This window comes from Kitasatospora sp. NPDC038210, from assembly GCF_055600605.1.
On the sequence record NZ_JBVJYK010000001.1, the window covers coordinates 626,372 to 649,318 of the forward strand.

24 protein-coding genes and 4 pseudogenes are annotated in these 22,947 nt (G+C 72.3%); 11 read left to right on the plus strand and 17 right to left on the minus strand.

Going from position 1 to position 22,947, the window contains the following annotated elements:
* Positions 1–250 precede the first annotated feature (250 nt).
* Positions 251–439, plus strand: a complete 189-nt coding sequence (locus ACZ7KX_RS02450) for a hypothetical protein (protein ID WP_470324881.1) — start codon at positions 251–253, stop codon at positions 437–439.
* A gap of 249 nt (positions 440–688) precedes the next feature.
* Positions 689–943, plus strand: a complete 255-nt coding sequence (locus ACZ7KX_RS02455; RefSeq protein WP_470325103.1) for a hypothetical protein — start codon at positions 689–691, stop codon at positions 941–943.
* A gap of 52 nt (positions 944–995) precedes the next feature.
* Here the strand turns inward: ACZ7KX_RS02455 and ACZ7KX_RS02460 are convergent.
* The 5 genes and pseudogenes from ACZ7KX_RS02460 to ACZ7KX_RS02480 form a co-directional block, all read right to left on the minus strand.
* A pseudogene (locus tag ACZ7KX_RS02460) lies at positions 996–1,058 on the minus strand (hypothetical protein); the annotation flags it as partial.
* Positions 1,059–1,128: 70 nt separating this feature from the next.
* Positions 1,129–1,785 (minus strand): annotated as a pseudogene (locus ACZ7KX_RS02465) (helix-turn-helix domain-containing protein); the annotation flags it as partial.
* Positions 1,786–1,796: 11 nt separating this feature from the next.
* Entirely contained in the window at positions 1,797–2,078 is a 282-nt protein-coding gene (locus ACZ7KX_RS02470) for a DUF1876 domain-containing protein (protein WP_470324882.1), read from the minus strand.
* Entirely contained in the window at positions 2,075–2,323 is a 249-nt protein-coding gene (locus ACZ7KX_RS02475) for a hypothetical protein (protein WP_470324883.1), read from the minus strand. The genes ACZ7KX_RS02470 and ACZ7KX_RS02475 overlap by 4 nt, the downstream gene beginning before the upstream one ends.
* 827 nt (positions 2,324–3,150) lie before the next feature.
* Positions 3,151–3,393: a hypothetical protein gene (locus tag ACZ7KX_RS02480; RefSeq protein ID WP_470324884.1), complete on the minus strand. Its 243-nt coding sequence runs from the start codon at positions 3,391–3,393 to the stop codon at positions 3,151–3,153.
* Positions 3,394–3,707: 314 nt separating this feature from the next.
* Between ACZ7KX_RS02480 and ACZ7KX_RS02485 the strand changes: the two genes are divergently transcribed.
* Positions 3,708–3,911 (plus strand): cold-shock protein, encoded by a 204-nt coding sequence (locus ACZ7KX_RS02485; protein ID WP_470324885.1) that lies wholly within the window; start codon positions 3,708–3,710, stop codon positions 3,909–3,911.
* Between the two features lie 382 nt (positions 3,912–4,293).
* Here the strand turns inward: ACZ7KX_RS02485 and ACZ7KX_RS02490 are convergent, their stop codons facing one another.
* The 4 genes from ACZ7KX_RS02490 to ACZ7KX_RS02505 all read right to left on the minus strand — a co-directional run bounded on the left by ACZ7KX_RS02490 (position 4,294) and on the right by ACZ7KX_RS02505 (position 8,452).
* On the minus strand, positions 4,294–4,680 hold the full coding sequence (locus ACZ7KX_RS02490; RefSeq protein WP_470324886.1) for a universal stress protein: 387 nt from the start codon (positions 4,678–4,680) through the stop codon (positions 4,294–4,296).
* A gap of 150 nt (positions 4,681–4,830) precedes the next feature.
* A complete protein-coding gene (locus ACZ7KX_RS02495; protein WP_470324887.1) occupies positions 4,831–6,057 on the minus strand; it encodes a PP2C family protein-serine/threonine phosphatase in 1,227 nt (408 codons plus the stop codon).
* Positions 6,054–6,518, minus strand: a complete 465-nt coding sequence (locus ACZ7KX_RS02500) for a universal stress protein (RefSeq protein WP_470324888.1) — start codon at positions 6,516–6,518, stop codon at positions 6,054–6,056. Before ACZ7KX_RS02500 ends, ACZ7KX_RS02495 begins: the two co-directional genes overlap by 4 nt.
* 926 nt (positions 6,519–7,444) lie before the next feature.
* Positions 7,445–8,452 (minus strand): Acg family FMN-binding oxidoreductase, encoded by a 1,008-nt coding sequence (locus tag ACZ7KX_RS02505; protein ID WP_470324889.1) that lies wholly within the window; start codon positions 8,450–8,452, stop codon positions 7,445–7,447.
* Between the two features lie 281 nt (positions 8,453–8,733).
* Here ACZ7KX_RS02505 and ACZ7KX_RS02510 point away from each other — a divergent pair, with 281 nt between their 5' ends.
* The 6 genes from ACZ7KX_RS02510 (at position 8,734) to ACZ7KX_RS02535 (ending at position 15,117) form a co-directional block, all read left to right on the plus strand.
* Positions 8,734–9,483, plus strand: coding sequence for an SDR family NAD(P)-dependent oxidoreductase (locus ACZ7KX_RS02510; RefSeq protein WP_470324890.1), 750 nt, complete (start codon positions 8,734–8,736; stop codon positions 9,481–9,483).
* Positions 9,484–9,659: 176 nt separating this feature from the next.
* Entirely contained in the window at positions 9,660–11,450 is a 1,791-nt protein-coding gene (acsA, locus tag ACZ7KX_RS02515; protein ID WP_470324891.1) for an acetate--CoA ligase, read from the plus strand.
* Complete coding sequence (gene pdhA / locus ACZ7KX_RS02520; RefSeq protein ID WP_470324892.1) at positions 11,447–12,481, plus strand: pyruvate dehydrogenase (acetyl-transferring) E1 component subunit alpha; 1,035 nt, start codon at positions 11,447–11,449, stop codon at positions 12,479–12,481. The genes acsA and pdhA overlap by 4 nt, the downstream gene beginning before the upstream one ends.
* Positions 12,478–13,470 (plus strand): alpha-ketoacid dehydrogenase subunit beta, encoded by a 993-nt coding sequence (locus ACZ7KX_RS02525; protein WP_470324893.1) that lies wholly within the window; start codon positions 12,478–12,480, stop codon positions 13,468–13,470. The genes pdhA and ACZ7KX_RS02525 overlap by 4 nt, the downstream gene beginning before the upstream one ends.
* A gap of 1 nt (position 13,471) precedes the next feature.
* Complete coding sequence (locus ACZ7KX_RS02530) at positions 13,472–14,878, plus strand: dihydrolipoamide acetyltransferase family protein (RefSeq protein WP_470324894.1); 1,407 nt, start codon at positions 13,472–13,474, stop codon at positions 14,876–14,878.
* Positions 14,875–15,117, plus strand: coding sequence for an acyl carrier protein (locus ACZ7KX_RS02535; RefSeq protein WP_470324895.1), 243 nt, complete (start codon positions 14,875–14,877; stop codon positions 15,115–15,117). The genes ACZ7KX_RS02530 and ACZ7KX_RS02535 overlap by 4 nt, the downstream gene beginning before the upstream one ends.
* Positions 15,118–15,496: 379 nt before the next feature.
* On the opposite strand, the gene ACZ7KX_RS02540 is transcribed toward ACZ7KX_RS02535, so the two are convergent.
* Positions 15,497–15,697 carry a universal stress protein gene (locus ACZ7KX_RS02540; RefSeq protein WP_470324896.1) on the minus strand — a complete coding sequence of 67 codons (201 nt, stop codon included), beginning with the start codon at positions 15,695–15,697 and terminating at the stop codon, positions 15,497–15,499.
* A 42-nt stretch (positions 15,698–15,739) separates the two neighbouring features.
* Here ACZ7KX_RS02540 and ACZ7KX_RS02545 point away from each other — a divergent pair.
* Positions 15,740–15,883 (plus strand): annotated as a pseudogene (locus tag ACZ7KX_RS02545) (IS5/IS1182 family transposase); the annotation flags it as partial.
* A 9-nt stretch (positions 15,884–15,892) separates the two neighbouring features.
* Here ACZ7KX_RS02545 and ACZ7KX_RS02550 read toward each other — a convergent pair.
* The 4 genes and pseudogenes from ACZ7KX_RS02550 to ACZ7KX_RS02565 all read right to left on the minus strand — a co-directional run bounded on the left by ACZ7KX_RS02550 (position 15,893) and on the right by ACZ7KX_RS02565 (position 18,108).
* A complete protein-coding gene (locus tag ACZ7KX_RS02550; protein ID WP_470324897.1) occupies positions 15,893–16,321 on the minus strand; it encodes a DUF6210 family protein in 429 nt (142 codons plus the stop codon).
* Between the two features lie 103 nt (positions 16,322–16,424).
* Positions 16,425–16,661 (minus strand): transposase, encoded by a 237-nt coding sequence (locus ACZ7KX_RS02555; protein ID WP_470325094.1) that lies wholly within the window; start codon positions 16,659–16,661, stop codon positions 16,425–16,427.
* Positions 16,662–16,717: 56 nt separating this feature from the next.
* Positions 16,718–16,996 (minus strand): annotated as a pseudogene (locus ACZ7KX_RS02560) (transposase); the annotation flags it as partial.
* A gap of 308 nt (positions 16,997–17,304) precedes the next feature.
* A complete protein-coding gene (locus ACZ7KX_RS02565; RefSeq protein WP_470324898.1) occupies positions 17,305–18,108 on the minus strand; it encodes an exodeoxyribonuclease III in 804 nt (267 codons plus the stop codon).
* Between the two features lie 328 nt (positions 18,109–18,436).
* Between ACZ7KX_RS02565 and ACZ7KX_RS02570 the strand changes: the two genes are divergently transcribed.
* Positions 18,437–19,219: a GntR family transcriptional regulator gene (locus ACZ7KX_RS02570; RefSeq protein WP_470324899.1), complete on the plus strand. Its 783-nt coding sequence runs from the start codon at positions 18,437–18,439 to the stop codon at positions 19,217–19,219.
* A 197-nt stretch (positions 19,220–19,416) separates the two neighbouring features.
* Here the strand turns inward: ACZ7KX_RS02570 and ACZ7KX_RS02575 are convergent, their stop codons facing one another.
* From ACZ7KX_RS02575 to ACZ7KX_RS02585, 3 genes are all read right to left on the minus strand, one after another.
* Entirely contained in the window at positions 19,417–20,580 is a 1,164-nt protein-coding gene (locus ACZ7KX_RS02575; protein WP_396550735.1) for an ROK family protein, read from the minus strand.
* A 243-nt stretch (positions 20,581–20,823) separates the two neighbouring features.
* Positions 20,824–21,234: a hypothetical protein gene (locus ACZ7KX_RS02580; RefSeq protein ID WP_470324900.1), complete on the minus strand. Its 411-nt coding sequence runs from the start codon at positions 21,232–21,234 to the stop codon at positions 20,824–20,826.
* Positions 21,235–21,369: 135 nt separating this feature from the next.
* Positions 21,370–22,926 carry a hypothetical protein gene (locus tag ACZ7KX_RS02585; protein ID WP_470324901.1) on the minus strand — a complete coding sequence of 519 codons (1,557 nt, stop codon included), beginning with the start codon at positions 22,924–22,926 and terminating at the stop codon, positions 21,370–21,372.
* Between the last annotated feature and the right edge of the window lie 21 nt (positions 22,927–22,947).

Sequence of the window (22,947 nt, forward strand, 5' to 3'; positions counted from 1 at the left end):
CCACCCTGCTCTTCGCCTGCTCACAGAGGAGGAGCACGACCGGGCGAACGCCTTCGACACCGGCTTGCCCGCTCGCCCGCCGCCTGACCGACGCCACCCACTGGCTCCTCGACCAGGACCAAGCCCGCAACCTGGTGGTCGGCTACTTTGGCGCCAGCACCGGAGCAGCTGGGCAGCCGCCGAACCGGACTCCCTGGCAGGGAGGTCGTATTCCGGGGCTCCCGATGTCGCCGGCCCACGCCTGCTGGCGGTGATCGCACCCACCCTGCTGATCGTCGGAGGAAACGACGACGTGGTCATCGACCCCAACCGCCAGGCGCAGGCCTATCCCTGGTGCACCCAACTGTTCGAGGAACCCGGCGCCCTGGAGGTAGTGGCGTACCCCGCCACCCAGTGCTTCACCAGCCACCTGCTCCCCGCCCCGCATCCGGCGGCCTGACATCCGGACACGCACCGGCCGGGTGAGGACCGGCGGCCCACCGCATCATTCCAGCCTCGCCCTGTCCTTCCACGCACCGGTGACAGACGGGCACTTGCACTCTCAGGCCGGTCTGCCACTGATGCAACATCAGTCTTTCCGTGCGCGGATGTTTCTGACGGGTTGCGCGGTGCGTGTTCGGCGAGCGTTTCCGATGCTCGGGACAGGAAGCGTGTATGCCTGGCGTGGAGTGTTCGGAAGCGGAGCGGCATGGTGGCCAGTGATGCGGATCCTGCGGTGCGGCTGTCCGCGCGGCCGTCCACGGCGACTGACCAGGCGACGGTGCGTGCCCTGGTCGCCGATGACCGGCTGACGGATCGGCCGGAGGCGACTGCGGTGATGCTCACCGAGGCCCTGGAAGGACGTTCACCTGTGGACGCCCAGCGGTGTGCGCAGCCGGACACCCCGCGTGCTGAGCAGTGCTGCACTGTCCTGGCCGCGCACGGCGCGCACGAGGACCAGTGACGTCGTACGGTGGGCCGCCGTCTGCGTGGTGCAGTGTGACGATCTCACCCTCGTGACGCGTTGTCCCGGGGCGGGTGCCCTCGATGATGATGTGGTCTCCGATTCTGGTCGTCATCTCCCACTCCTCGATGTTCGGGCCCCTCGGGCGGCGTCGCTGATGGCGAACTGATGGTCCGGCCGGTGACGGCGGAAGGCACGATGCCGATCCATACGTTGCGTTCACCCCCGGCCCACGGGTCCGGGTCGCCCCGGCGCAGCAGCTGCTCGACGGCCTCCGGATCGTCGACACGCACCGCCAGGCCCGAGACCATGACGCTCCATCCGCCACGTCTCGCCTCGTCGGTGTGGTCCACTTCGAAGGCGACCCGGTGACCTGCCGCGCTCGCGGGGGTGCTCCCGATGCCGGTGCGGTAGACCACTGTGCCGTCGTGGAGCCGATAGTTGACCGGCATCACGACGGGCCCGCTGCCGGTCGACAGAGCGATGCGGCCGATCCCGCCGGGCGCCAGCTTCGCCCAGCACTCCTCCTCCGGAAGATCCGCCAAGACGGGATGTACCGCCGAGGGGGCACGGCTGGGTGGCACCTCCGGCTCGCCGCCCAGCAGTTCTCCGGCGGACGTGCCGAGTGCCGCAGCCAGGCGGATGAGAGTCACGGTGTCGACGGCGCCGGACGACGACTCCACGTAGTCCACGTACCCCGGCGCCGTGCCCGCCCGGTCGGCCAGGTCCCTGCGAGTGAGACCGAGCATTTGCCTGCGCCGGGCCACTCGTCGGCCGATATCTCCGAGTTGGGCTCGGCCGGGATCGGCAGTCCCGTCGCCTGCGCGTTTCATGAACACCATTCCCGTGGCGATCAGCCGTGCACCGGAGGCTCATTGGCGTCGGCATCGGTTGTGCCGGCACGGAGCAACTGGTTGCCGAGGTCGACCAGTGCGCGTCCGGCCGCGTACTCGTCGCCGATCTCCGGCACCGGGGGGTCGTGCGGGTTGCGGCGGGCGTCGGTGCGGCTCTCGAGCCGGTTGTCACCGGTGTCGAGGACGGCGTGCACCCAAGTGAGATCGCCTTCCTCGAAGAGGTCCAGGCGCAGGGTCCACGTCTTGGTGCGCATCAGTGCGTTCGTTGTCTGCTCGTTCATGTCCAGACCTGTCCTTTCGGGGGATTGGTATGGGTTTCGTCCTGGGGGACCGGCCAGTCGGGTCTGTGGACCTGCCCGCTGTAGGGGCGGGTCGGCGTGGTGACCGCCGGTGCGGTGGCCGCGGACCGGCGCTCCTGGTCGACGAAGCGGGTGAGCGCCCGGGCGCTCTCGAGGAACTGGGCGGGGAAGACGATGGTGGAGTTCTTCTCGGCGGCGATCTCGGCGAGGATCTGCAGGTTCCGCAACTGCAGGGCGATCGGATGGCCGGCGATGACGTCGGCGGCCTCGGCGAGGCGGCCTGCGCTAGGGCTTCACCCTCGGCAGCGATGATCTTGGCGCGCTTCTCGCGTTCAGCCGATCCCGGGGCCACGCACCCCGCGCAGCCGCCCCAACCGGAACACCACCCCGCGCTCGTAGTGCCGCACGATCGCAGGCGCAGATTCGCCACGGGAACCACCCACTTCGTCCGGAGCCCGCACCTCCAGCGTGAACCGGGCCGCGACGTCGGAACATGGGCCGCACGGCCCAAGGCGAGGTGGCGGTCGGACGCATTCCGTGGGCGCTGCCGAGTCGGCCGTCGCCCTCCGCTACGGGCCGGCGGTGACGCTCCCGGTCCCGATCCGCCCACTCGCGCAGGGACGGCGGGACCTCAGCCACAGGGGCCACCGCGAGTGGGCAGTCGGGGACAAGGCGGATTCACCCGGGCGCCTTCAGCCTGGTCACCGGGGCACTGATGAGGCCGTTCGGCCCTTGTGCCGGGTGGGGGCGAGAGTACCGTGGGAGTTGGCCTGCAGGGCGAGCGAGGGAGTTCGACCGGATGGCCCCGGGCGATGGGCGGAGGCTCCGCGACGGGGTGTTTGTCGGCGGTCGGGCTGAGAGGCTGGAAGGTCTGTGAGACCGGAAGGCGACCTCCACCACCTGATCCGGACAATGCCGGCGAAGGGAGCCCACCTTGCAGGTTTCCGCCTGCCCGCACGACACTGCTGCGGGACGCGGTCAGCGACGGGATGGCGACAGGGACGGCGGAGCGTCCGATGGCCTCACCGAGCACGAGCGGCGCATGCCGCTTCGGTCATGGCCGGTCAGTGAGGAGCGGCGGACTCCCCGGCCACACCTCGAAAGCCTGCGAGATCCCCGCTGGCGGTCCGGCGCGGAAACGGGCGCGGATCAGCGCATCGACCTTGACGACGGCATCGGCTCGGCCGCTGAGTTCCACTTTCACCGGGTCGGCATTGGCATTGGCGCGGGCATCTGGCCGCGCGGCGGCTTCTTCGACCGGCGCCGACGTGTCCACCTGCCAGCGGGTGCGGACCACCTGATCGGCGGGTGAGACGTAGTCCCCCGCCGTGCCAGGACTTGGGAGTCCGCCTGTGTGCGCGGACTCCGGCGGCTCGACCCGACCGAAGCGCGTACGGGCGCCACAGTCGAGCCGTTTCGTTTCCGGTTCGGCTCCCTGACTGCGGGGCCCCCTGCGGTGTAACGTTTTGATCAAGCAGTCGTGGTTCCGAAGTTCTCGCCCGCGGTGACATGCCGTGGGCGTTCTTGCTGTTCAACGCCTCTCCGGACCAGGGCGATCACCTCCGGGCCCGCACCAGTGGGCCCCGATCGGTTCCCACGAAGGAGAAGCGCATGGCTACCGGCACTGTGAAGTGGTTCAACGCCGAGAAGGGCTTCGGCTTCATCGAGCAGGACGGTGGCGGCCCCGACGTGTTCGCCCACTTCTCGAACATCGACGCCCAGGGCTTCCGTGAACTCCTGGAGGGCCAGAAGGTGACCTTCGACGTCGGGCAGGGTCAGAAGGGCCCGCAGGCGGAGCACATCCGCCCCGCCTGACCCCCGGCACACGATCGGGCGCCCCGCACGTACCCGCGTGCGGGGCACCTCTGCGTATGCGCCGGCACACGACCCGCACCCGTCACGGTGGCCGCACCCGGAAATGTGCAGGAGCTGCTCCCGGGAAGGACGCCGGCCAGGCCGCGCTGCCTCCCTTCGTTCCGCAAGGCCGGCGCAGCTCGGCACGTCCGGGTACAGCGTGGTGGTGACGACTACCACGGAGACGGGACGCCACTGGCGGACGGTCATCTGCGCCCCGCAGAGGCAGGCGAGTCGGACCTGCCTCGTGACGGAAGTCGCCGGCGCCGCCTGGCCGGCCCGGCCGCGAGGAGAGGGCGCACTGAGCGGAGGCGAAGGCGAGCAGGGCGATCGACGGAGGGCGTCAGCCGTAGGGGACCACCGCGAGCGGGCTGTGGACGTGGTGGACCGCTGCCTGGGCGACCGGCCCCAGGTGCGTGCCGAGAACCGCGGTGCGGTTGCGACGGCCGACGACCAGGAGATCCGGCCGGCCCGCGGCCTCGACGAGCGTTGCGGCCGTGCTGCCGCGGAGCAGGGAGTCCACCACCTCCACGTCGGGTACTTCTCCCGCCAGGGGGCGAGCGTGCCGGTGAAGCGCTGTATCGCCTCGGTCGCCACCACCCTGCCGAGGCTCGCGGTCACCGCCGGGGCCAGGTCGCTGCCCATCGGCGGCTGCCAGGCGTGGACCACCCGCAACGGCACCGTGCGAAGGGCAGCGGACTCGAACGCGAAGCGGGGCACCGCGTCGCACCGGTGGTCGAGGTCGAGCCCGAGGACGACCTCTCCGACGGTGATCAGACCGTTCATGGTGTCCTCCGAGAGGCTTCGGACGGCGGGTCCGCTCTCAGCCCCGCGCGCCCGCGGCAGCGGCCCCCGGCCCGTCAGCAGGTCGGAGCCGCCGTCAGAGCCGGATGACGACGAGTGCGGTGTCGTCGGTGGCGCCGCCGGGCGGGAGCAGTTCAGTGAGGACGGTATCGGCGAGGGTGTCGGGGCCCGCGGAGCGGTGCGTGGTGAGGACGTGCGCGAGTCGATCCAGGCCGGTGTCGATGTCCTCGCTGCGGCGTTCGACCAGGCCGTCGGTGTAGAGGGCGAGCATGTCGCCCCGGGCGAATCGGGTGACGGCCTCGGGCCGTGTCTCGTGCTCGGGACGGGCGCCGAGCGGAGGGTCGGTGGCCTGGTCGAGGAATTCGACGGTGCCGTCGCAGCGCAGCAGGGCGGGTGGGGGATGGCCGGCGCTGCTGTAGGTGATGGTGCGGGAGCCGGAGTCGATGAAGGCGGTCGCGGCGGTGGTCGATTCGGCGCCCTCGACGGAACGGGCATACAGTCCGAGCACTTCGAGGGCCTGGGCGGGGCCGGTGGCGACCCGGGAGGCGGCGCTGAGGGCGCTGCGGAGCTGGCCCATGACGCCGGCGGCGACCAGGCCGTGGCCGACGACATCGCCGACGGCGACCGCGACGCGGTCGTCCGGCAGTTCGACGAGGTCGTACCAATCGCCGCAGACGTTGAGCGCGCCGACGGCGGGTCGGTAGCGGACGGCGGCGTGGTGGCGCTCAAGCGGTCTGGGGGCGGGCAGCATGGCTTCCTGGAGCGCGAGTGCGACCTCGCGTTCGCGGGCGTGGGCCTCACGCAGGCGATCGTTGACCTCCTGGAGCTCACGGGCGCGGGTGTAGAGCTCAGCCTCCAGGACACGGGCGCGATTGCCCTCGGGCAGACCGTGGGCGCGGATGAGCTGGGTGATCTCCTCGACCCGGTGGACCAGCAGAACCGTGCGGCCCTCGTTGTCGAGGACCGGGGCGTTGACCGGGCTCCAGTACCGCTCCTCCCACTCGCCCGGCCGGGTGACCGACTCGACGTCGTAGCGCTGCAGGGCCATGGTGTCGCGCTCGCCGGACGCCACGACCCGGCGCAGGGACGCCCCCAGGTTGCGGGCCCCAGTGGCGGTGGGGTCGTTCGGGTTGTCGGGGAAGACATCGAAGAGGTACCGGCCGATGAGCTGCTCGCGGGTACGTCCGGACAGGCTGAGGAAGTCCTCGTTGGCGTCGGCGTACACCAGGTCCAGGGTGAGCAGGGCGACCATGCCGGGCAGGGCGCGGAACACCGCCCGGTAGTCGATCGCCTGGTCGGTCACGGCTCCGGCCGCAGTTCGGGCTCGGCGGCGCGCACGACGACGACCGGGCAGCGTGCGTGATGGACGCAGTGCTGGCTGACCGATCCGAGGAGGGCTTCGGTGAATCCGCCGTACCCGCGGTTGCCCACGACGAGTAGCTGGGCGCCGTCGGCGGCATCGAGGAGCGCCGCAGCGGGGTGGCCCTGGACGACGTGCTGCCGGATCTCGACCTGCGGGGACTCCGCTGTGGCCGCCGCGACGGCCTCGGCCAGCGCCTGGCGCGCGTTGCCCGCGAAGTCGAAGGACGGTACGACCGGTGCGGGCCACCCGTAGCCGACCGGGTACTGCCAGGCGATCACAGCGTCCACGCTGCCGCCGGTCAGCCCGGCCTGCCGGGCCGCCCACGCCAGTGCGGCCCTGGACGTCGGGGAACCGTCCACTCCCACGACGATCCGAGCTGAGCGGAGGGTTTCCTCGCTCATTACACGCCTCCGAGAGTTGTGTCGTCTCCACCGCCACCATCGGCTATCCGCCGCCACCATGCCAGCCGGAAGGGGCTGCGCCGTGACGTGGAGGGAGCACCGCCAGGGTGGGGTCTGCAAAACGAACCGTTCATTGGACAGACCCGGCAGCGCCGGGCGGAGAGCGAAGCTGATCCCCCACTCGGTCAGCCTGATCCGGGGCAGGCGCCGGTCCAGGAATCCGGGCACCCACCAGTTGGCGCTCCCCGCGACCCTCATGAAGGCTGGTACGAGGAGCAGCCGGACGATTGTCGCGTCGAGGAGGGCCGAGACCGCCAGGGCGAAGCCGAACTCCTTGAGTTCGAGCACGCCCGCGAGGGCGGCCTCTTCAACAACGACTACTCCGAGATCGACCAGCTGATGGGGAAGGTCTCGGACTACGCCTTACGCGGCACCGCAGAACGTGCGTTCGCCGCTCGGCGCGCCGAAGTACCCGAGCCCGATGGTGCAGCTCGACACCACCAACCTGATCAGACCCGGCGCCGACACCTACTGCGTGAACGGCTATTGATGTGGTCGCCAGGGCCGCTGCGCGAGCTCGCGGCGGCCCGGGCGAGCCGGACGACGCCGGAGGACCGGCACCGCCTCGGCCGCCCGCCGAGGGGAGATCGGATCGCTGCAGGGTGTCATGAAGAGGAGCGATACGGAGGAGTTCGGGAAGGTTCGTGACTCTCGTGGACGGCCGCCGGCTCGCCTACTCCGAGTTCGGCGATCCGGTGGGGTGGCCGGTCCTCAACTGCCACGCGGGCCTGGTCGGGCGCGGGCATCGGCCTACACATCCGGCGGAGGGCCTGGCCATCGGCAACTCCGCCGCACAGGGCGACATCTCCCTCGCCCTGCTGCTGGTCATCGGTGGCTTCAGCCTCCTCGGGGTGTGCAGCGGTGATTCAACACGAGGACTCGCCGTAGCCGATGGTGCCCTGGTAGTCGGTGAGGTCGAGGATCTCCTCGACGGGGCGGCGGGGTGTCGGCACCCCCGGCGGACCGTAGCCGAGGCGCATCACCAGTTGGACGTGGCTGGGCCCCTCGGCTGGGTCGCGCAGGTGCCAGCGGGTGTCGGGCCACTCGACCGCCTGATGCAGGACGGAGGCTCGTAGGCCGTGGACTGTGGCGAGCAGCCAGATTCGTTCCAAGGCCTGGCCGGTGCGCAGCCAGTCCTCCGGCTGATCGGTGCGGGTGTTGAGCGTCGCCAGCTGGGGCAGTGCCTCGAAGCGCTGGGGCGGGAGCGGTGCGCCGGAGAAGTCACGCACCGGAACCCGCAGGTCGCGGTCCAGGGGGCCCAGGGCGGCCGCCGGGATGCCGTCGGTCGCCGGTTTCTCCACGCGCAGCCAGCTGCGGGTCTCGGCCATGCGGGCCAGGTCGGCGGCGGTGCGCTGTTCGGCCTCGGCGGTGATCGCGAGGACCCGGCGCACCCCGGCCTCCTCCAAGAGCGACAGCAGGACTCCTTCGTCGACGCATGCGGTGATGAGCTCGCCGAGTACCGCCTCCGGCACGTCACGGTTGGTGAAGGGCTGGCGGCTGGAGTGCCGGCGGCGGATCGCCGGGTAGAGGTCCCGGCCGAAGGGATCGGGGCTCGGGGCGGGGCGGGAGAGGCTGGCCACAGCGAGCAGGTGCGGGTCGGCCCGGTCGGGAAGCAGCCGCACCTGCGGGTCGCGGCCCAGGTGGCCGGCCGCTACCCGCAGGTTGAACACAGCGGCGCCCACCGAGACGTGCAGGGCCCTGCCGTACGGGTCGGTGAGCCGCACGGCGCGCTGCGGGTCTCCGTAGACCATGAGCCCGTCCGCGTCGGGGGTCGGGCGGAAACGCCACGGCTGGCTGTTGTGGATCGAGGGGGCCGCGCCGGCGGCACCGGCCAGTAGCTGCAGCTGCTCCAAGGTGAGGGCCTGATCGCTCATGGCGGACCGCTTCCTCTGCCCGCCTGGGGACGGGCAGTCGACGCGATGGCGTGAGGGTGCGCACGGGCTCCTCCCGCCGGTGGTGTGTCCAGAGTGGCTCAGCCCCGCCGTTCCGGGCCTGGGCCGACCGGCCCCGAGACCAGGGGCGACGGGCCCGGTCCGGCACCGCCCGCCGGGCAGGGTGGGCCGGTTCCGGGGTGCCGGACGGGTGCGGCCGGTCCAGGCTGGAAGGGCGCCGTGCGTGGGTCGGCGCGTCTTGGTGGAAAGGACGGGAGAGCGTCATGGACCGTCTGAGCGGGCGTACCGCGATCGTCACCGGCGGCGCGAGGGGAATCGGAGCCGCCGTCGCGCGGAGCTTCGTGGCGGAGGGTGCTGCCGTGGCGGTCGCGGACGTCCTCGCCGAGGAGGGCCGGGCGCTGGCGGCCGAGCTCGGGAACCACACGCGGTACCAGCACCTGGACGTCACCAGCCCGGACGCCTGGGCCGCCGCCGTCGTCGGGACCGAGGACGCCTACGGGCCGGTGTCCCTGCTGGTCAACAACGCGGGCGTGGTGGAGTTCGGCACGATCGAGGAGCAGACACCGGAGTCGTTCCGCCGGGTGCTCGACGTCAACCTCTACGGCGCGTGGCTCGGTCTGCGCGCGCTCGCCCCTTCGCTGCGCCGGGCGGGCGCCGGGGTCGTGATCAACATCTCCTCGACCGCCGGCCTGATGGGGTACGCCAATCTCGGCGCCTACGTGGCGAGCAAGTGGGGCCTGCGCGGGCTGACGAAGACGGCCGCGCTGGAACTGGCCGCCGACGGTGTCCGCGTGTGCTCGGTCCATCCGGGCCCGATCAGGACGCCGATGACCGAGGGCATGGACGAGTCCATCGCGGCGCGTCAGCCGATCGCCCGTTTCGGCGCGCCGGAGGAGGTGGCCCGGATGGTCCTGTTCGTGGCCACCGAGGCCACCTACTCCACGGGCTGCGAGTTCGTGGTCGACGGCGGAGCGACGACAGGGAGCATGATCCTCGCCGAAACGGACGAGTAGACGGATGTCCACGTCGCGTGTGCAAAGGGCCGGAGCAGGTCGGCTGTCCGACCGGCCGCCGACGATGGTGGCAGGGACCGGTCGGGCCCGCCGAGGGGCCCGTTCGGCCCAGGGCACCGCGACGAGCCGAGCGGCAGGCTGGAGGCGGAGCGAACCGCCGTCGGAAGGGAGCCGTCGTGGACGACGATCGACTCACGCCCAGAACGCGTGATGCGTCGGCCTTCGCGGCCGACCGTGCGCAGGACCGGCGCGGCCTCTCATGGCGGCAGGCCCGGGAACGGCTCGACGGCCTGCCCGGGGGCCGGGGGCTGAACATCGCGCATGAGGCGGTGGACCGGCACGTGGCGGCGGGGCGGGGCGGGAAGACGGCGCTGAGGTGTGTGGCGGCCGACCGCACGGTCACCACCCTGTCCTACGCGGAACTGGCCCGCCGCAGCAACCGGTTCGCGAACGCGCTGCGCACGCTCGGGGTGGGCCGGGGTGAGCGGGTGGCCTCGCTGCTCGGCCGCTGCCCCGAGCTGTACGTGTCGGTGCTGGGGACGTTGAAGAACGCCTCGGTGTTCTGCCCGCTGTTCCCGGCCTTCGGCCCGGCGCCGGTGGAGGAGCGGCTGCGGCTCGGCGACGTGCGGGTGCTGGTGACCACCGACGAGTTGTACCGGCGCAAGGTCGCCGGGCGACGTGACGGCCTGCCGGGGCTGAAACAGGTGCTCATCGTCGGCCCGTACCCCGAGGAGACCGGCGGGACCGTCTCGTTCGACGCTCTGATGGCGAGGGCTTCGGAGGAGTTCGGCATCCCGGACACCGACCCGCAGGACATGGCGCTGCTGCACTTCACCAGTGGCACCACCGGCACCCCGAAGGGCGCGATCCACGTGCACGAGGCGGTGGTCGCCCACCACGCCACCGCCGCTTCCGCCCTCGACCTGCGCCCGGACGACGTGTTCTGGTGCACCGCGGACCCGGGGTGGGTCACTGGCACCTCGTACGGGATCATCGCGCCGCTCACACACGGCGTGACCATGGTGGTCGACGCGGGGGAGTACGAGGCCCGCCGCTGGTACGGGATCCTCGCCGAGCAGCGGGTGACGGTCTGGTACACCGCGCCCACGGCGATCCGGATGCTGATGCGGGCGAGCCCCCGCGGCCGCCCGCCAGACCTGCCGCGCTCCTTCGACCTGTCGGCGCTGCGGTTCATCGCCAGCGTCGGTGAACCGCTCAACCCCGAGGCGGTGCGCTGGGGGGAGGAGATCCTGGGCCTGCCCGTCCACGACAACTGGTGGCAGACCGAGACCGGCTGCATCATGATCGCCAACTGTGCGGGGGAGGAGATCCGGCCGGGCTCGATGGGCCGCCCGCTGCCCGGCGTGGAAGCCGCGGTGCTGGAACGCGGTCCGAGCGGACGGGCCCTGGTCGAGGACGGCCGCGTCCGGGTGCTGGAGGAGCCGGACGCCGAGGGGGAGCTGGCGATGCGACCGGGCTGGCCGTCGATGTTCCGCGGATACCTGGGCGCCGAGGAGCGCTACCGGGCCTGCTTCGCCGACGGCTGGTACCTCACCGGTGACATCACCCGACGGGATGCGGACGGCTACTACTGGTTCGTCGGCCGGGCCGATGACGTGATCAAGTCCGCCGGGCACCTCATCGGCCCGTTCGAGGTCGAGAGCACGCTGATGGAGCACCCGGCGGTCGCCGAGGCCGGGGTGATCGGCCGACCCGATCCGGTGGTCGGCGAAGTCGTCAAGGCCTTCGTCTCGCTCAAGCCCGGCTTCGACCCGGACACCGCGCTGGCCCGGGAGATCACCGCCTTCGCCCGGAGGCGGCTCGGGCCCGCCATCGCACCCCGCGAGATCGCCTTCGACCAGCACCTGCCCAAGACCCGCAGCGGCAAGGTGATGCGACGGCTGCTGCGCGCCCGCGAACTCGGACTGCCGGAAGGGGACCTGTCGACCCTGGAGGAGGCACGATGACCCGCCGCACCACCGGGCCCCGGACTGCCAACCCGCGCCGCGCGAAGGCGAAGCCCGACACCCGTGGCGACCACCGGTTCGGCCTGCTGCGCGAGATGCTGCGCATCCGCCGCTTCGAGGAGCGCTGCGTCGAGCTCTACAGCGCGGGCGAGATCCGCGGCTTCGTGCACCTGTGCATCGGCGAGGAGGCCGTGTCGGTCGGTGTCCACCAGGCGCTCACTCCCGAAGACGCCGTGGTCACCACCTACCGCGAGCACGGCCATGCGCTCGCCCGCGGTATCCCCGCCGAGGCGGTGTTCGCCGAGATGCTCGGCCGAGTCACCGGGTGCAGCCAGGGCCGGGGTGGCTCGATGCACCTGTTCGACACGGAACGCCGCTTCTACGGCGGCCACGGGATCGTCGCCGGCGGTCTGCCGGTCGCGGCCGGGTTGGCGCTGGCCGACCGGATGCGTGGCCAGGAGCGGTTGGCGTGCTGCTTCTTCGGGGACGGCGCCATGGCCGAGGGCGAGTTCCACGAGACCGCCAATCTTGCCGCGCTGTGGGACCTGCCGCTGCTGCTGGTCTGCGAGAACAACCTGTACGCCATGGGCACCCCGCTGGCCCGGGAGCACGCCCAGATCGACCTCGCCGCCCGCGCCGCCTCCTACGGCCTGGTCGCCTGGGCCGTGGACGGCATGGACGTGCTCGCCGTCGAACACGCCGCCCGCCGCGCCGCGCAGGCTGTGCGGGAGGGCGGCGGTCCGTACTTCCTCGAACTGCGCACCTACCGCTTCCGCGCCCACTCCATGTACGACCCGGACCTCTACCGGGACAAGGCCGAGGTCGAACGCTGGAAGGAGCGCGACCCGATCGGCCTGCTGGTCGACCGGATGCGCGCCGAGGACGGCCTCGACGACGCAGGCCTGGAACTGGTCGAGAAACAGGTCGCCGAGGATCTCGACCGGGCCGTCGAGCAGGCCCGCAAGGGCGGCCTGGAACCGCCCGAGGAGCTCCTGCGGTTCGTCCACAGCCCGGCGGGGGAGACGCCATGACCCCGGCCGCTGCCGAACCGGTCACCTACCGCGAGGCCCTCCGGGAGGCGATGCGCGAGGCGCTGGCGGCGGACGACCGGGTCTTCCTGATGGGCGAAGACGTCGGCCGCTACGGCGGCGCCTTCGGCGTCAGCCTCGGCTTGCTCGACGACTTCGGGCCGGACCGCATCCGTGACACCCCGCTGTCCGAGTCGGCCTTCGTCGGCGCCGGGATCGGCGCGGCCATCGCCGGGCTGCGCCCGATCGTCGAGATCATGACCGTCAACTTCAGCCTGCTCGCGCTCGACCAGATCCTGAACAACGCGGCCACCCTGCTGCACATGTCCGGAGGTCAGGTCGCCGTGCCGCTGGTGATCCGGATGACCACCGGTGCCGGCCGCCAGCTCGCCGCGCAGCACTCGCACAGCCTGGAGGGCTTCTACGCCCACATCCCTGGCATTCGGGTCCTGGCACCCGCGACCCTGGCCGACGCCCGGTATCTGCTCGCGCCGGCGCTGGCCGACCCTGACCCGGTGGTCATCTTCGAGCACGGCTCGCTGTACAACGTCTCGGGGGAATTGCCGCCCGATGCCGGACCGGTCGACCTGGACAGCGCCGCGATCCGCCGACCCGGCGCGGACGTCAGCCTGATCACCTACGGCGGCTCACTCGGCAAGGCCCTGGAGGCAGCCGAACAGCTCGCCACCGCCGACGGCATCGACGCGGAGGTCGTCGACCTCCGCACGCTCCGGCCGCTGGACGACGACACGGTCCTCGGTTCGGTCGGTCGCACTCACCGCGCAGTGGTGGTCGACGAGGGGTGGCGGACCGGGGGGCTGTCGGCCGAGATCTCGGCGCGGATCGCCGAGCAGGCCTTCTACGAGCTGGACGCGCCCGTGGAGCGGGTGTGCGGCGCCGAGGTGCCGGTGCCGTACGCCCGGCAGCTGGAGGCGGCGGCCCTGCCACAGGCCGAGGACATCGTCACGGCGGCACGTCGGGCGGTCGGTTGAGATGGCCGAGTTCCGGATGCCGTCGCTGGGGGCGGACATGACGGAGGGCACGCTGGTCGAGTGGCTGGTTCGCCCTGGCGATCAGGTGAGCAAGGGCGACATCGTCGCGGTCGTCGACACCGCCAAGGCGGCGATCGAGGTGGAGTGCTTCGACAGCGGAGTGGTCGAGCGTCTGCTGGTGGAGCCGGGGACAACGGTGGCGGTCGGGGTACCGCTGGCGGTCATCGCGACGGCGGAGCCGGAACCCGCGCCGATAACCTCCCCACTGGTGCGGCACTTGGCGCAGGAGAGCAGCGTGGACCTCGCCGCCGTCCACGGAACGGGCCCCGGCGGTCGCATCACCCGCGCCGACGTCTCGGCGGAGCTGCCGTCCGAACCGCCGCGCGCTACTGAGCCGCTGCCAGCGGGACAGCCGCCATCACCTCAGACGCGCCCAGAGGCCGAACCCGCCGTCACCAGGCCAGCTGGTGCCGGCGGCGCCGCGCCCGCTGAGCCGGGACGGGCCGCCACGACGCGCTCCGGCGCAGCTCCGCCAAGCGCGGAACGGGTCGCCAGGAGAACCGCCAGGGCAAGACCGGCGGCGGGGCGGGCGCGGGCGACGCCTCTGGCGAAACGGGCGGCGGCGGAGGCGGGAATCGACCTGGCCTCGGTCACCGGAACCGGTGAGGGCGGGGCGATCCGGGTGGCCGACGTCCGGGCCGTGCTGGAGGCGGCGCGACCGGCCGCGGCAGGAACAGCCGACCGCCGAGACGCGATGCGCCGCGCCATCGGCGACCTGATGGCCCGGTCGAAGCGGGAGATCCCCCATTACTACCTGTCCACGACGGTGGATCTCGCGGCGGTGGTCGGCTGGCTCCGGGAGACCAACCGCCGACTGCCGGTCCCCGAACGGCTGGTGCCCGCCGCACTGCTGCTCAAGGCTGCGGCGGTGGCCGCGCGTGAGGTACCGCAGCTCAACGGCTTCTGGGCCGAGGACCGGTTCACCTCGGCTCCGGCCGTCCACCTCGGCGTCGCGGTCGCGCTGCGCGGCGGCGGACTGGTCGCCCCTGCCATCCACGACGCGGCCGACCTGCCGGTGCCCGCGCTCATGGCGAAGCTGCGCGACCTGGTCGCCCGGGCCCGGGCCGGGCGGCTGCGCGGCTCGGAAACCACGGACCCCACGATCACCGTGACCAGCCTGGGCGACCAGGGTGTGGAGGCGGTGTTCGGGGTGATCTATCCGCCACAGGTCGCTCTGGTCGGCCTCGGCAGGGTGGTCGAGCGCCCGTGGGCCGCCGACGGCATGCTCGGAGTACGCCCGGTGGTCACCGCCACCCTCTCCGCCGACCACCGCGCCAGCGACGGCGCCACCGGCGCCCGCTACCTGGCGGCGCTCGACCGGCTGCTGCAGAGACCGGAGGAACTGTGAACCACGACCAGGCCCTGGCCCTCATCGAGGACGTGCTCGGCGAGATCGTCCCGGACGCCGACTTCGCCGCGATCGGCCCCGACCGCAGCATCCGGGAGGCGCTCGAACTCGACTCGCTGGACTTCCTGAACCTGGTGGAGCGCCTGTCCGAGCGAGCGGGCTGCCGGATCGACGAGGACGACTACCCGAGGCTCGACACTCTCGGCGGCGGTGCCGCGCTGCTGGTCGAACGCACCTGACCGCAGCCGGGCACGTCACTGGCGGTGGGGGACCATCGCGTCGGGCACAGAGCGTGGTGGGTCGCGGCGTGGGCGACCGGTCCGAGACGCGGCCCCGCCGGTGCCCGGCGGGAGCGGCGGCCGACCACCAGCAGTCCAGCGAGCCGCTGCCCCGCCTCGGCGGTCAGCTGCTCCTCCAGGCCCGGCGACGCCGCGAACGCGAGGTACTCGCCGCCGCCGTTCGGAAGTCCGAAGGCATGCACCACCCGCAACGGCGCCTCGCGCAGTGCGGCGGCCTCGAAAGCGAAGGAGAGCAACTCCTCGCAGCGGTGCCGGAGGTCCAGCCCGAGGGCGACCTCGCGGTAGGGGGTGTCGGTCGTGTGGCGCCCGGAGTCCGCCGTCAGGTGCTCATCCTCCGGAGTGTCGCCCGGACGAGTACCACAGGGCAGGCGGCTCGACCGAGGACCTCCTGGCTCACCGAACCGACGAGGAAGCCCCGCAGCGTGCTGAGCCCGCGTGAGCCGAGCACCAGCATCGAGGCGTTCTTCCCGGCCGCTTCCAGCACGGTGGCAGGGGCGTCCGGAATGTGCGCCGCAGTCACCTCGACGCTGAAGAGCAGCGCCCGCAGCTCCAGGTCGCCGACCGAGGGCGGAAAGTCGTCGAGCGGTGCTTCGCGCGGTTGAAGCAGTTCCGTGCCGTGGCAACCCGGTTCGACAAGCTGGCGGCCCGCTACCGCGCCGGAGTGGTCATCGCGGCACTGATCCTCCGGCTCAGGGCCGACGGCTGATCATCGTGTTCAGTCCGAGTTGAACCACACCAGCACGCCGGGACCGTCCGGCGTGATCACCGGCACCCACGCCTCATCGGCCTCACGGATCCGGCTCTCGTCCAGCCGCAGAGCGTGCGGCTCCTCGGTCGTCCCGTCAGATGCCCAGTAGCGGAGGGCTCCGACGATCTCTCGGAGACTGTCCCGCTCGTCATCCGGCCACCCGTAGTTCCAGGTGCCGGCACCACGGAAATGCTTCTCGAACAGCTCGCGCAACGCGTCCAGCTCATCAGGGCCGAACAACGGCACCAGAAAGCCTTCGACCTGCCCCTGCCGACAAGCCGTTCCGCCGTACTGCTGCTGATAGAAGACCCCGGTCTTCGCCTCGACCACCACATACAGCCAGCCGCCGGCACTCATGCCGTCAGGATCGAGGAAGACGAAGCGTCGAGGGCTCATGGCGCCAGTCTTCCGGGCTGCCCACCATGAGCTCAACGATATTTGGCCCTGCAAGATCAATTACGAGAGGGCGTGTAAGCGATCTCGTGTAAGTGCCGTGGGATTATTGGATGCTGAGCCGGTCCTCGAAGAAGAGTGAGAACTGGTTCAGCGCTTCCTTCCAGTGTGCGGCGACGTGGTTGATGTCGCGTGCCCTGGGGGTGATCTGCTCACGCACCGCGAGGTAGAGAACCTTCAACGCGGCCTGCTCGGAAGGGAAGTGGCCACGGTTTCGGGTGGCCTTCCGCAGTCGGGAGTTGATCGACTCGACCATGTTCGTGGAGTAGACGACCGTCCTTATCGCGGGCGGGAACGCGAGGTAGGGCGTGAACTCGCCGCAGGCTCGTTGAACCCCGCCAGGCGCCGGGCGTTCTTCGGGACCAGCCGCGGCTCGAAGTCGCCGTTGCGGTCCCTGGGGACCGCGACCGTCACCGCCCCGACATCGGTCAGCACGGTCTTCGGCGAGGTCCCGTTGCGGCTGTTGCCCGAGCCGCGGCCGGCCGGATCGTGCTTCTCGTAGCCCAGGTGCTCGGTCATCTCCGCGTCCAGGGCCCGCTCCAGCACAGCCTTGGTGACCTGGGTCAGCAGGCCGCCCTCGCCCAGCAGGGCCGCTCCCGAGGCGTCGGCGCGGTTCATCAGCCGCTCGACGACCTCGTCCACCAACCGCTCATCGACCGGCTCGACGACCGGTCTTTCCTTCTCGCCCATGTCCTGTCCGTTCCGGCCAGCCAGAGCCCTCAATCGGGGGCCCGGCCAACCTCCCAGATCACGGACTTACACGAACTTCCTGACACGCTCCCACCGTCGCGCTCTGCCTTTGTGGTGGTGCTTCAGGGGTGGTCGACCATCTGCTTCATGAACGGGGTGACGTTGAGCGCTGGCAGCGCGCGTATGTCGGCCGAGCTGACGGCCATGCGTGGCAGCTCGGCCGATGCGGCATCGCGTCATACTTCGCGGTCGTACACCACGGTGACGGGGGCGTGGTCACTCCAACGTTCGGCATGGGAGGCGGCGCGCTCGACGTGGGCCTCGACCGCCTTGGCGGCGATGCCGGGCGTTGTGCAATGCAGGTCGATGCGCCAGCCGGAGTCGTTGTCGAAGGCGCGGCCGCGGTAGGACCACCAGGAGTAGGGGCCGGTGCGGTCCGGGTGGAGGGCGCGGACGACGTCGACGTAGCCGGCTTCGTCGTAGACGCGGGAGAGCCACGCTCGTTCCTCGGGGAGGAAGCCGGCGGACTTCTGGTTGGCCTTCCAGTTCTTGAGGTCCTCGGGGCGGTGCGCGATGTTCCAGTCGCCGCAGACGACGACCTCGCGGCCGTCGGCGGCGGCGCGGGTGCGCAGGGCGGTGAGGTGGACGAGGAATTCCGCCATGAAGCGTTCCTTCTCGTCCTGGCGCTCGGTGCCGGCTTCTCCGGAGGGGAGGTAGAGGCTGGCGACGGTGAGGCCGGGGAGGTCGATTTCGAGGTACCTGCCCGAATTGTCGAATTCGGCCGATCCGAATCCGATCGCGGTGCGCTGCGGCTCCGTCCGGGAAAGGACGGCGACGCCGGCGCGGCCCTTGGCGACGGAGGGGGCCCAGACGGCGTGCCAGCCGTCGAGGTCGCGCAGCTCCACGGGCAGCTGCTCGGGTTCGGAGCGCACCTCCTGCAGGCAGATGACGTCCGCCTCGGTGCCGGCCAGCCATTCGACGAAACCCTTCTTGGCCGCCGCCCGGATTCCGTTCACGTTCACACTCGTCACCACGATCACCCGGGCAGCCTACCGACTGGGTGTACCCGACCCGAATCGTGACGCGCGGCGGTCGGGGGTGCGCGGTGGTCCGCGGCGCGGGATGGCTGTGGCAGTGGCTGACATGAGCTGTCGTGAACGCGGCATGAATATGTGCGACAGTCGCATCAAGCCGCGCCATTGGTCTTGACCATCTCCGGAACGAGCCCCTAGGGTCGCTTACTGCAAGGACCTTTAATAAAGAAGGACGGATAAAGGCTCGCTCTCCCACCTGCCGCAACAGCGGGCAGCGGGCCCGGATGCGGCCTTCTTGTCGCAGGGCGGTCAGAACAAACAGGTGGAGGACGCGGTGGGGACTACCGGACAGCTCTCGGCGGTGCCGGAGCCGAAGTACTGGCACCTGCGTACGGTGCTGCTGCGGGCCATCGACTCGGAGTTCTCCACCGGGCAGATCCTGCCCAACGAGCGCGAGCTCTCCGCCCGCTTCGGCGTGGCGCGGGCCACGCTGCGCCAGGCGCTCGACCAGCTGGAGCTGGAGGGCCGTCTGGTGCGCCGCCGGGGCATCGGCACCCTGATCGCCGCACCCCGGGTCGGCGTCCCGGTCAGCCGGCAGGACGAGGGCTGGCCCGGCGCCGCCCGCAGCCAGTCCTGGCGGACGATCGACTGCACCACCGCCCCCGCCACCCCGCAGCTGGCCAAGAGCCTCGGCATCGCCGAGGGCGCCACCGTGCACACCGTCCGCCGGGTCCGCATGGTGGAGGGCCGCGCGATGGCCACCGAGTCGCTGCACGTCCCGGCCGCCGCCCTGCCGCACCTGCCCGGCTTCCGTGCCGAGAGCGACCGCGCCCGTTCGGTGCTGCGCCAGCTGGAGCGCCTGGAGGTCGACGGCGAGTCCCGCTCGGTCGAGCTCGGCGTCGCCGAGGCTGAGGAGGCCGCGCTGCTGGAGCGTCCGCCCGGCTCCCCGGTCCTGGTCATGACCACCCAGTACGGCTCGGCCGGCCGCCTCGTCGCGGTGGCCGTCTCCACCTACCGGGCGGACACCTGCAAGCTGACCTTCGGCGAGGCCGGACTGGTCGAGGTCACCCCGGTCTCCCCGGCCGCCGCGACCACCGGGGTCCGTAGCGCCTCCTGAGGTTCCTGAGGTGCCGGAGGCACGGCTTCCTGAAGCTCCGCCCCCTGAACCACCCCCCTGAACCACCTGCCGGAAACCCTCAGGTCGAGGCCCGGACGCCGATCGGCGTCCGGGCCTTTGCCGTCGGGGTCGGCCCGGAGCCGGGAGGCGGGCCCGGGAGCCGGAGGGAGGGAGGCGGGCCCGGGCCCCGGTGGAGCTCAGGCCCGGGGCGGATCCACGGCGAAGAGCTGCTCCTCGACGTGGTCGAGGGCGACGCGCAGGGCGCCCATCGCCACGACCTCCGAGCCGAGGGCGGCCAGGGCGACCTCGGGGGCGCGCAGCGTGAACTGGGCGAGCCGCTCGCGCAGGGGGTCCAGGACGCCGTCGAGGCCGGCCGCCCAGCCGCCGATGACCACCAGCTGCGGGTCGATGGCCAGGACGAGCGCGGCGACGCCCTGGACGAGGCGGGTGAGGAAGCGGTCCATGGCGACCTTCGCGACCTCGTCGCCCTCCCGGGCCAGCCGCAGGACGCGGGCGACGGCGGCCTCGTCCAGCGGGTTGAGGGGCTTGCCGGTGGTGGACAGCAGGCGCTCGGGAGTGACCTCCTGGCCGAGCAGGTGCAGGGCGCCGATCTCGCCGGCCGCGCCGCCGAAGCCGCGGTGCAGCCGGCCGTTGATGAGGGATCCGGCGCCCGGGCTCAGGCCGGCCATGACGAAGACGACGTCGTCGGCGCCGAGCGCCGCGCCCTGCCAGTGCTCGGCGATGGCGGCGAGATTGGCGTCGTTCTCGATCAGGACCGGGCAGCGGAAGGAGCGCCGCAGCCGCGCGCCGAGGTCGAGGCCGGTCCAGCCGGGCATGGCGGTCCCGAGCCGGACGGTGCCCTCGCGGTCCACGATGCCGGGGGTGCCGATGCCGACGGCCCAGAGGTTGTCGCGGGAGATGCCGGCCTTGCGCAGTACCTCGGCGACGGCGGTGCGGACGGCGGTGAGCCGGTCCTCGGCCTCCAGGGTCTCGTCGACCGGCTTGAAGTGACTGCCCACCACCTCGCCGGTGAGGTCGGCCAGGATGACCCGGACGTCGTGCACGCCGATCTCGATGCCGAGGATGTGCCCGGCCTCGGCGCGGAAACGGAACCAGCGGGCCGGGCGGCCGCGGCGGCCGGTGCCGGGCTGGCCGTCCTCCCTGGGCTGCTCGACCTCGGCGACCAGTCCGGTCTCGACCAGACCCTCGATCACGCCCTCGACGGTCGGCCGGGACAGCCCGGTCTCGCCGACGAGCTGAGTGAGGGTCACGGAGTGGCCGTTCCGCAGCGCCCGGAGCGTGACCGCCGCGTTGATCCGCCGCAGCAGCGAGGAGTCTCCTCCGGTGAGCCGATCCGCCAATGCGATGCCCTTCGCCGTTCGCGCGACTGCCCTGGCGCGCGGTGTCGAGTGCGCGGTGCCCACCGAATGGCCCGCGGGGTGTGTCCCCGGAACGCGGCACGGCGGCACGGGGCCGCCTGCGCGGGGGCCGGAGGACAAGCGGAGCCTACCGGGGGAGCGGCCCGGGCGGCGAGGATCCTCGCAGCTCACCCAGGCTTCGGTATCGAAATGGTACGGATCGGGTGGCGGTGTGTGACGCCGGGTTCAGCGGCCCGCCGAGGACGGCCCGCGCCCGGCCCGCCGGGACCGCGCCGACCAGCGGGAACGCGTCGGGAGCCGCGAACCGAGGACCGAGCCGAGGACGGACCCGATGGCGCCGATCGACAGCACCGAGCCGATGGAGCCGATGGAGAGGACCGATCCGACGGAGCCGATCGACAACACCGACCCGATCGAGCCGAGGGACCCGATCGAGCCGAGGGACCCGATGGAGCCGAGGGAGCCGAGGGAACCGATCGATCCGATCGATCCGATCGATCCGATCGATCCGAGGGAACCGATCGAGCCGACGGATCCGGCCGATCCGAGGGAACCGATCGAGCCGACGGACCGGACCGGATCAACGGACCCGAGCGGGTCGCGGGCGGGCCGGGTCGGGCGAGCGGAAGCCGTCATGAGTCCTGACTGTAGCCGCGACACCGCGAGCGCGCCCCGCCGTTGCCCAACCGTCCACCCACTCGTCCACGCACCCGTCCTCCCGCCCCTCCCGCTCCGGCGGGCCCGGCCCACAGACGCCCGGCCCACAGGCGCTCAGTCCACCCGGGCCACGAACAGCCGCTGCCCCAGCAGAGCCATCGGGTGCCCGTCCTCCGGCAGCGCGCGGACGGTCGGGCAGCCGACCGCCGTGAGGGCCGTCTGCCAGTGCTCCGCCGGTCGGGCGGTGGCGGCCTGCGGGTCGCCGGTGATCAGCAGGTCGAGGTGTTCGGCGGTGGGCGCGAGCAGCAGGAGCCGGCCGCCGGGCGCGAGCAGGCGGACCAGCGCCGGGACTTCGTCCTCCGGCGGCCGGGTCGCGCCGGCGACGACGACGTCGTAGCGGCCGCCGTCGGGGGTGACGTGGTGTTCGGCGTCGGGCCGGGGCCGGGCGGCGAGGGCGCGGGCGACGGCCGTCTCGGAGCCGTCCAGGTCGAGGTCGAGTTCGAGGACGCGCAGTGGTGCCGGGCCGGCGTGGGCTTCGGCGGTGCCGCGGACCAGAGTGCCGAGGGCGGTGGCGAGGTAGCCGCGGGCGGCGGCCCGGCGGACCGGGGCGGTGGCCGGGCGGGGTGGTTCCTCGCCGTTGATCAGCCGGGGCAGTCGCAGGGCGCCGCGCCGTACCCGGTCCAGGGCGGCGGCGGGGCCGAGCCCGTCGGCCCACGTCTCGACGACCGGTCGCCAGGACTCCCGGACCTCGGCGGCGGTGAGTCCGGGGCCGCCGCGGTAGACCGCGCCCTGGGCGCCGCCGTCGTGACGGGTGATCAGGCCGTGCCGGGCGAGCGCGGCGAGCCAGCGGGAGACCCGGGGGCGTTGGGCGGGGGTGACCATCGCGGTGGCCAGCAGTTCGGCCTCGGGGTGGCCGCGTTCGGGGTCGGTGAGGACGCCGGCCTGCTGGAGGGTGAGCAGCAGGGCGTGGAGGACGGCCCGGTCGAGGTGGGTGCCGAACTCGCGGACCTGCTCGGCGGTGATGCCGATGCTGTGCTTCCAGGCGGCGGCGGTGGCCGCGTCGGTGGCGGCGCGCAGCCGGCGGTCGGCGGCTTCGGCGTTGCTGTCCGGGGCGCGGACGTGGGCGAGGACGGCGCCGAGCGCGTCGACGGCGGCGTACACGTCCTCCTGGCGGGGTTCGGGGCCGACGTGCAGGACGAGGCGCAGTGCGTCGAGGTTCACGGCCCGGGCGGCGGGGCCGGGCAGTCGGCTGAGGCGCCAGAGCAGGGCGGAGGGCAGGCTGAGGTGGGTGGTGCGGTTGGCGGCGACGGCGGCGAGCTGGTCCTCCGGCGGCTGCTCGGGGTCGCCGCAGTGGACGGTGCCGCCGGCGAGCAGGGTGGCGAGGGCGAGGTCGACGGCGAGGTCGGTGACGGGGTGCAGCAGGGTGTGGCGGATGGGCGGTGGGCCGAGGACGCCGGCCCAGTAGCGCAGCCGCTGTTCGGCGGCGCGGGCGGCGGAGGGTGCCAGGGCGGCGTGCTCGGCGACGCGCTGGGCGAGCGCCCGTGGCAGGCCGCCCGGCGGGGAGACGCCGAGCAGCAGGCCGATGCCGCTGATCGCGCGCCCGTCGGCGACGACGGCGGGCCGGTCGCCGAGCTCGCGCAGGGCGCTGACCAGGGCAGGAGTGGTGGGCACGGTGATCACTTTCGGGGTGCG

Excerpts from the sequence above, each read along its gene's own strand:
- ACZ7KX_RS02510 (WP_470324890.1), top strand. The coding sequence starts at position 8,734 with ATGGACCGTCTGAGCGGGCGTACCGCGATCGTCACCGGCGGCGCGAGG.
- ACZ7KX_RS02530 (WP_470324894.1), top strand. The coding sequence starts at position 13,472 with ATGGCCGAGTTCCGGATGCCGTCGCTGGGGGCGGACATGACGGAGGGC.
- ACZ7KX_RS02455 (WP_470325103.1), top strand. The coding sequence starts at position 689 with ATGGTGGCCAGTGATGCGGATCCTGCGGTGCGGCTGTCCGCGCGGCCG.
- ACZ7KX_RS02550 (WP_470324897.1), bottom strand. The coding sequence starts at position 16,321 with ATGAGCCCTCGACGCTTCGTCTTCCTCGATCCTGACGGCATGAGTGCC.
- ACZ7KX_RS02500 (WP_470324888.1), bottom strand. The coding sequence starts at position 6,518 with ATGAGCGAGGAAACCCTCCGCTCAGCTCGGATCGTCGTGGGAGTGGAC.
- ACZ7KX_RS02580 (WP_470324900.1), bottom strand. The coding sequence starts at position 21,234 with ATGACGGCTTCCGCTCGCCCGACCCGGCCCGCCCGCGACCCGCTCGGG.
- ACZ7KX_RS02525 (WP_470324893.1), top strand. The coding sequence starts at position 12,478 with ATGACCCCGGCCGCTGCCGAACCGGTCACCTACCGCGAGGCCCTCCGG.
- ACZ7KX_RS02470 (WP_470324882.1), bottom strand. The coding sequence starts at position 2,078 with ATGAACGAGCAGACAACGAACGCACTGATGCGCACCAAGACGTGGACC.
- pdhA (WP_470324892.1), top strand. The coding sequence starts at position 11,447 with ATGACCCGCCGCACCACCGGGCCCCGGACTGCCAACCCGCGCCGCGCG.
- ACZ7KX_RS02485 (WP_470324885.1), top strand. The coding sequence starts at position 3,708 with ATGGCTACCGGCACTGTGAAGTGGTTCAACGCCGAGAAGGGCTTCGGC.
- ACZ7KX_RS02505 (WP_470324889.1), bottom strand. The coding sequence starts at position 8,452 with ATGAGCGATCAGGCCCTCACCTTGGAGCAGCTGCAGCTACTGGCCGGT.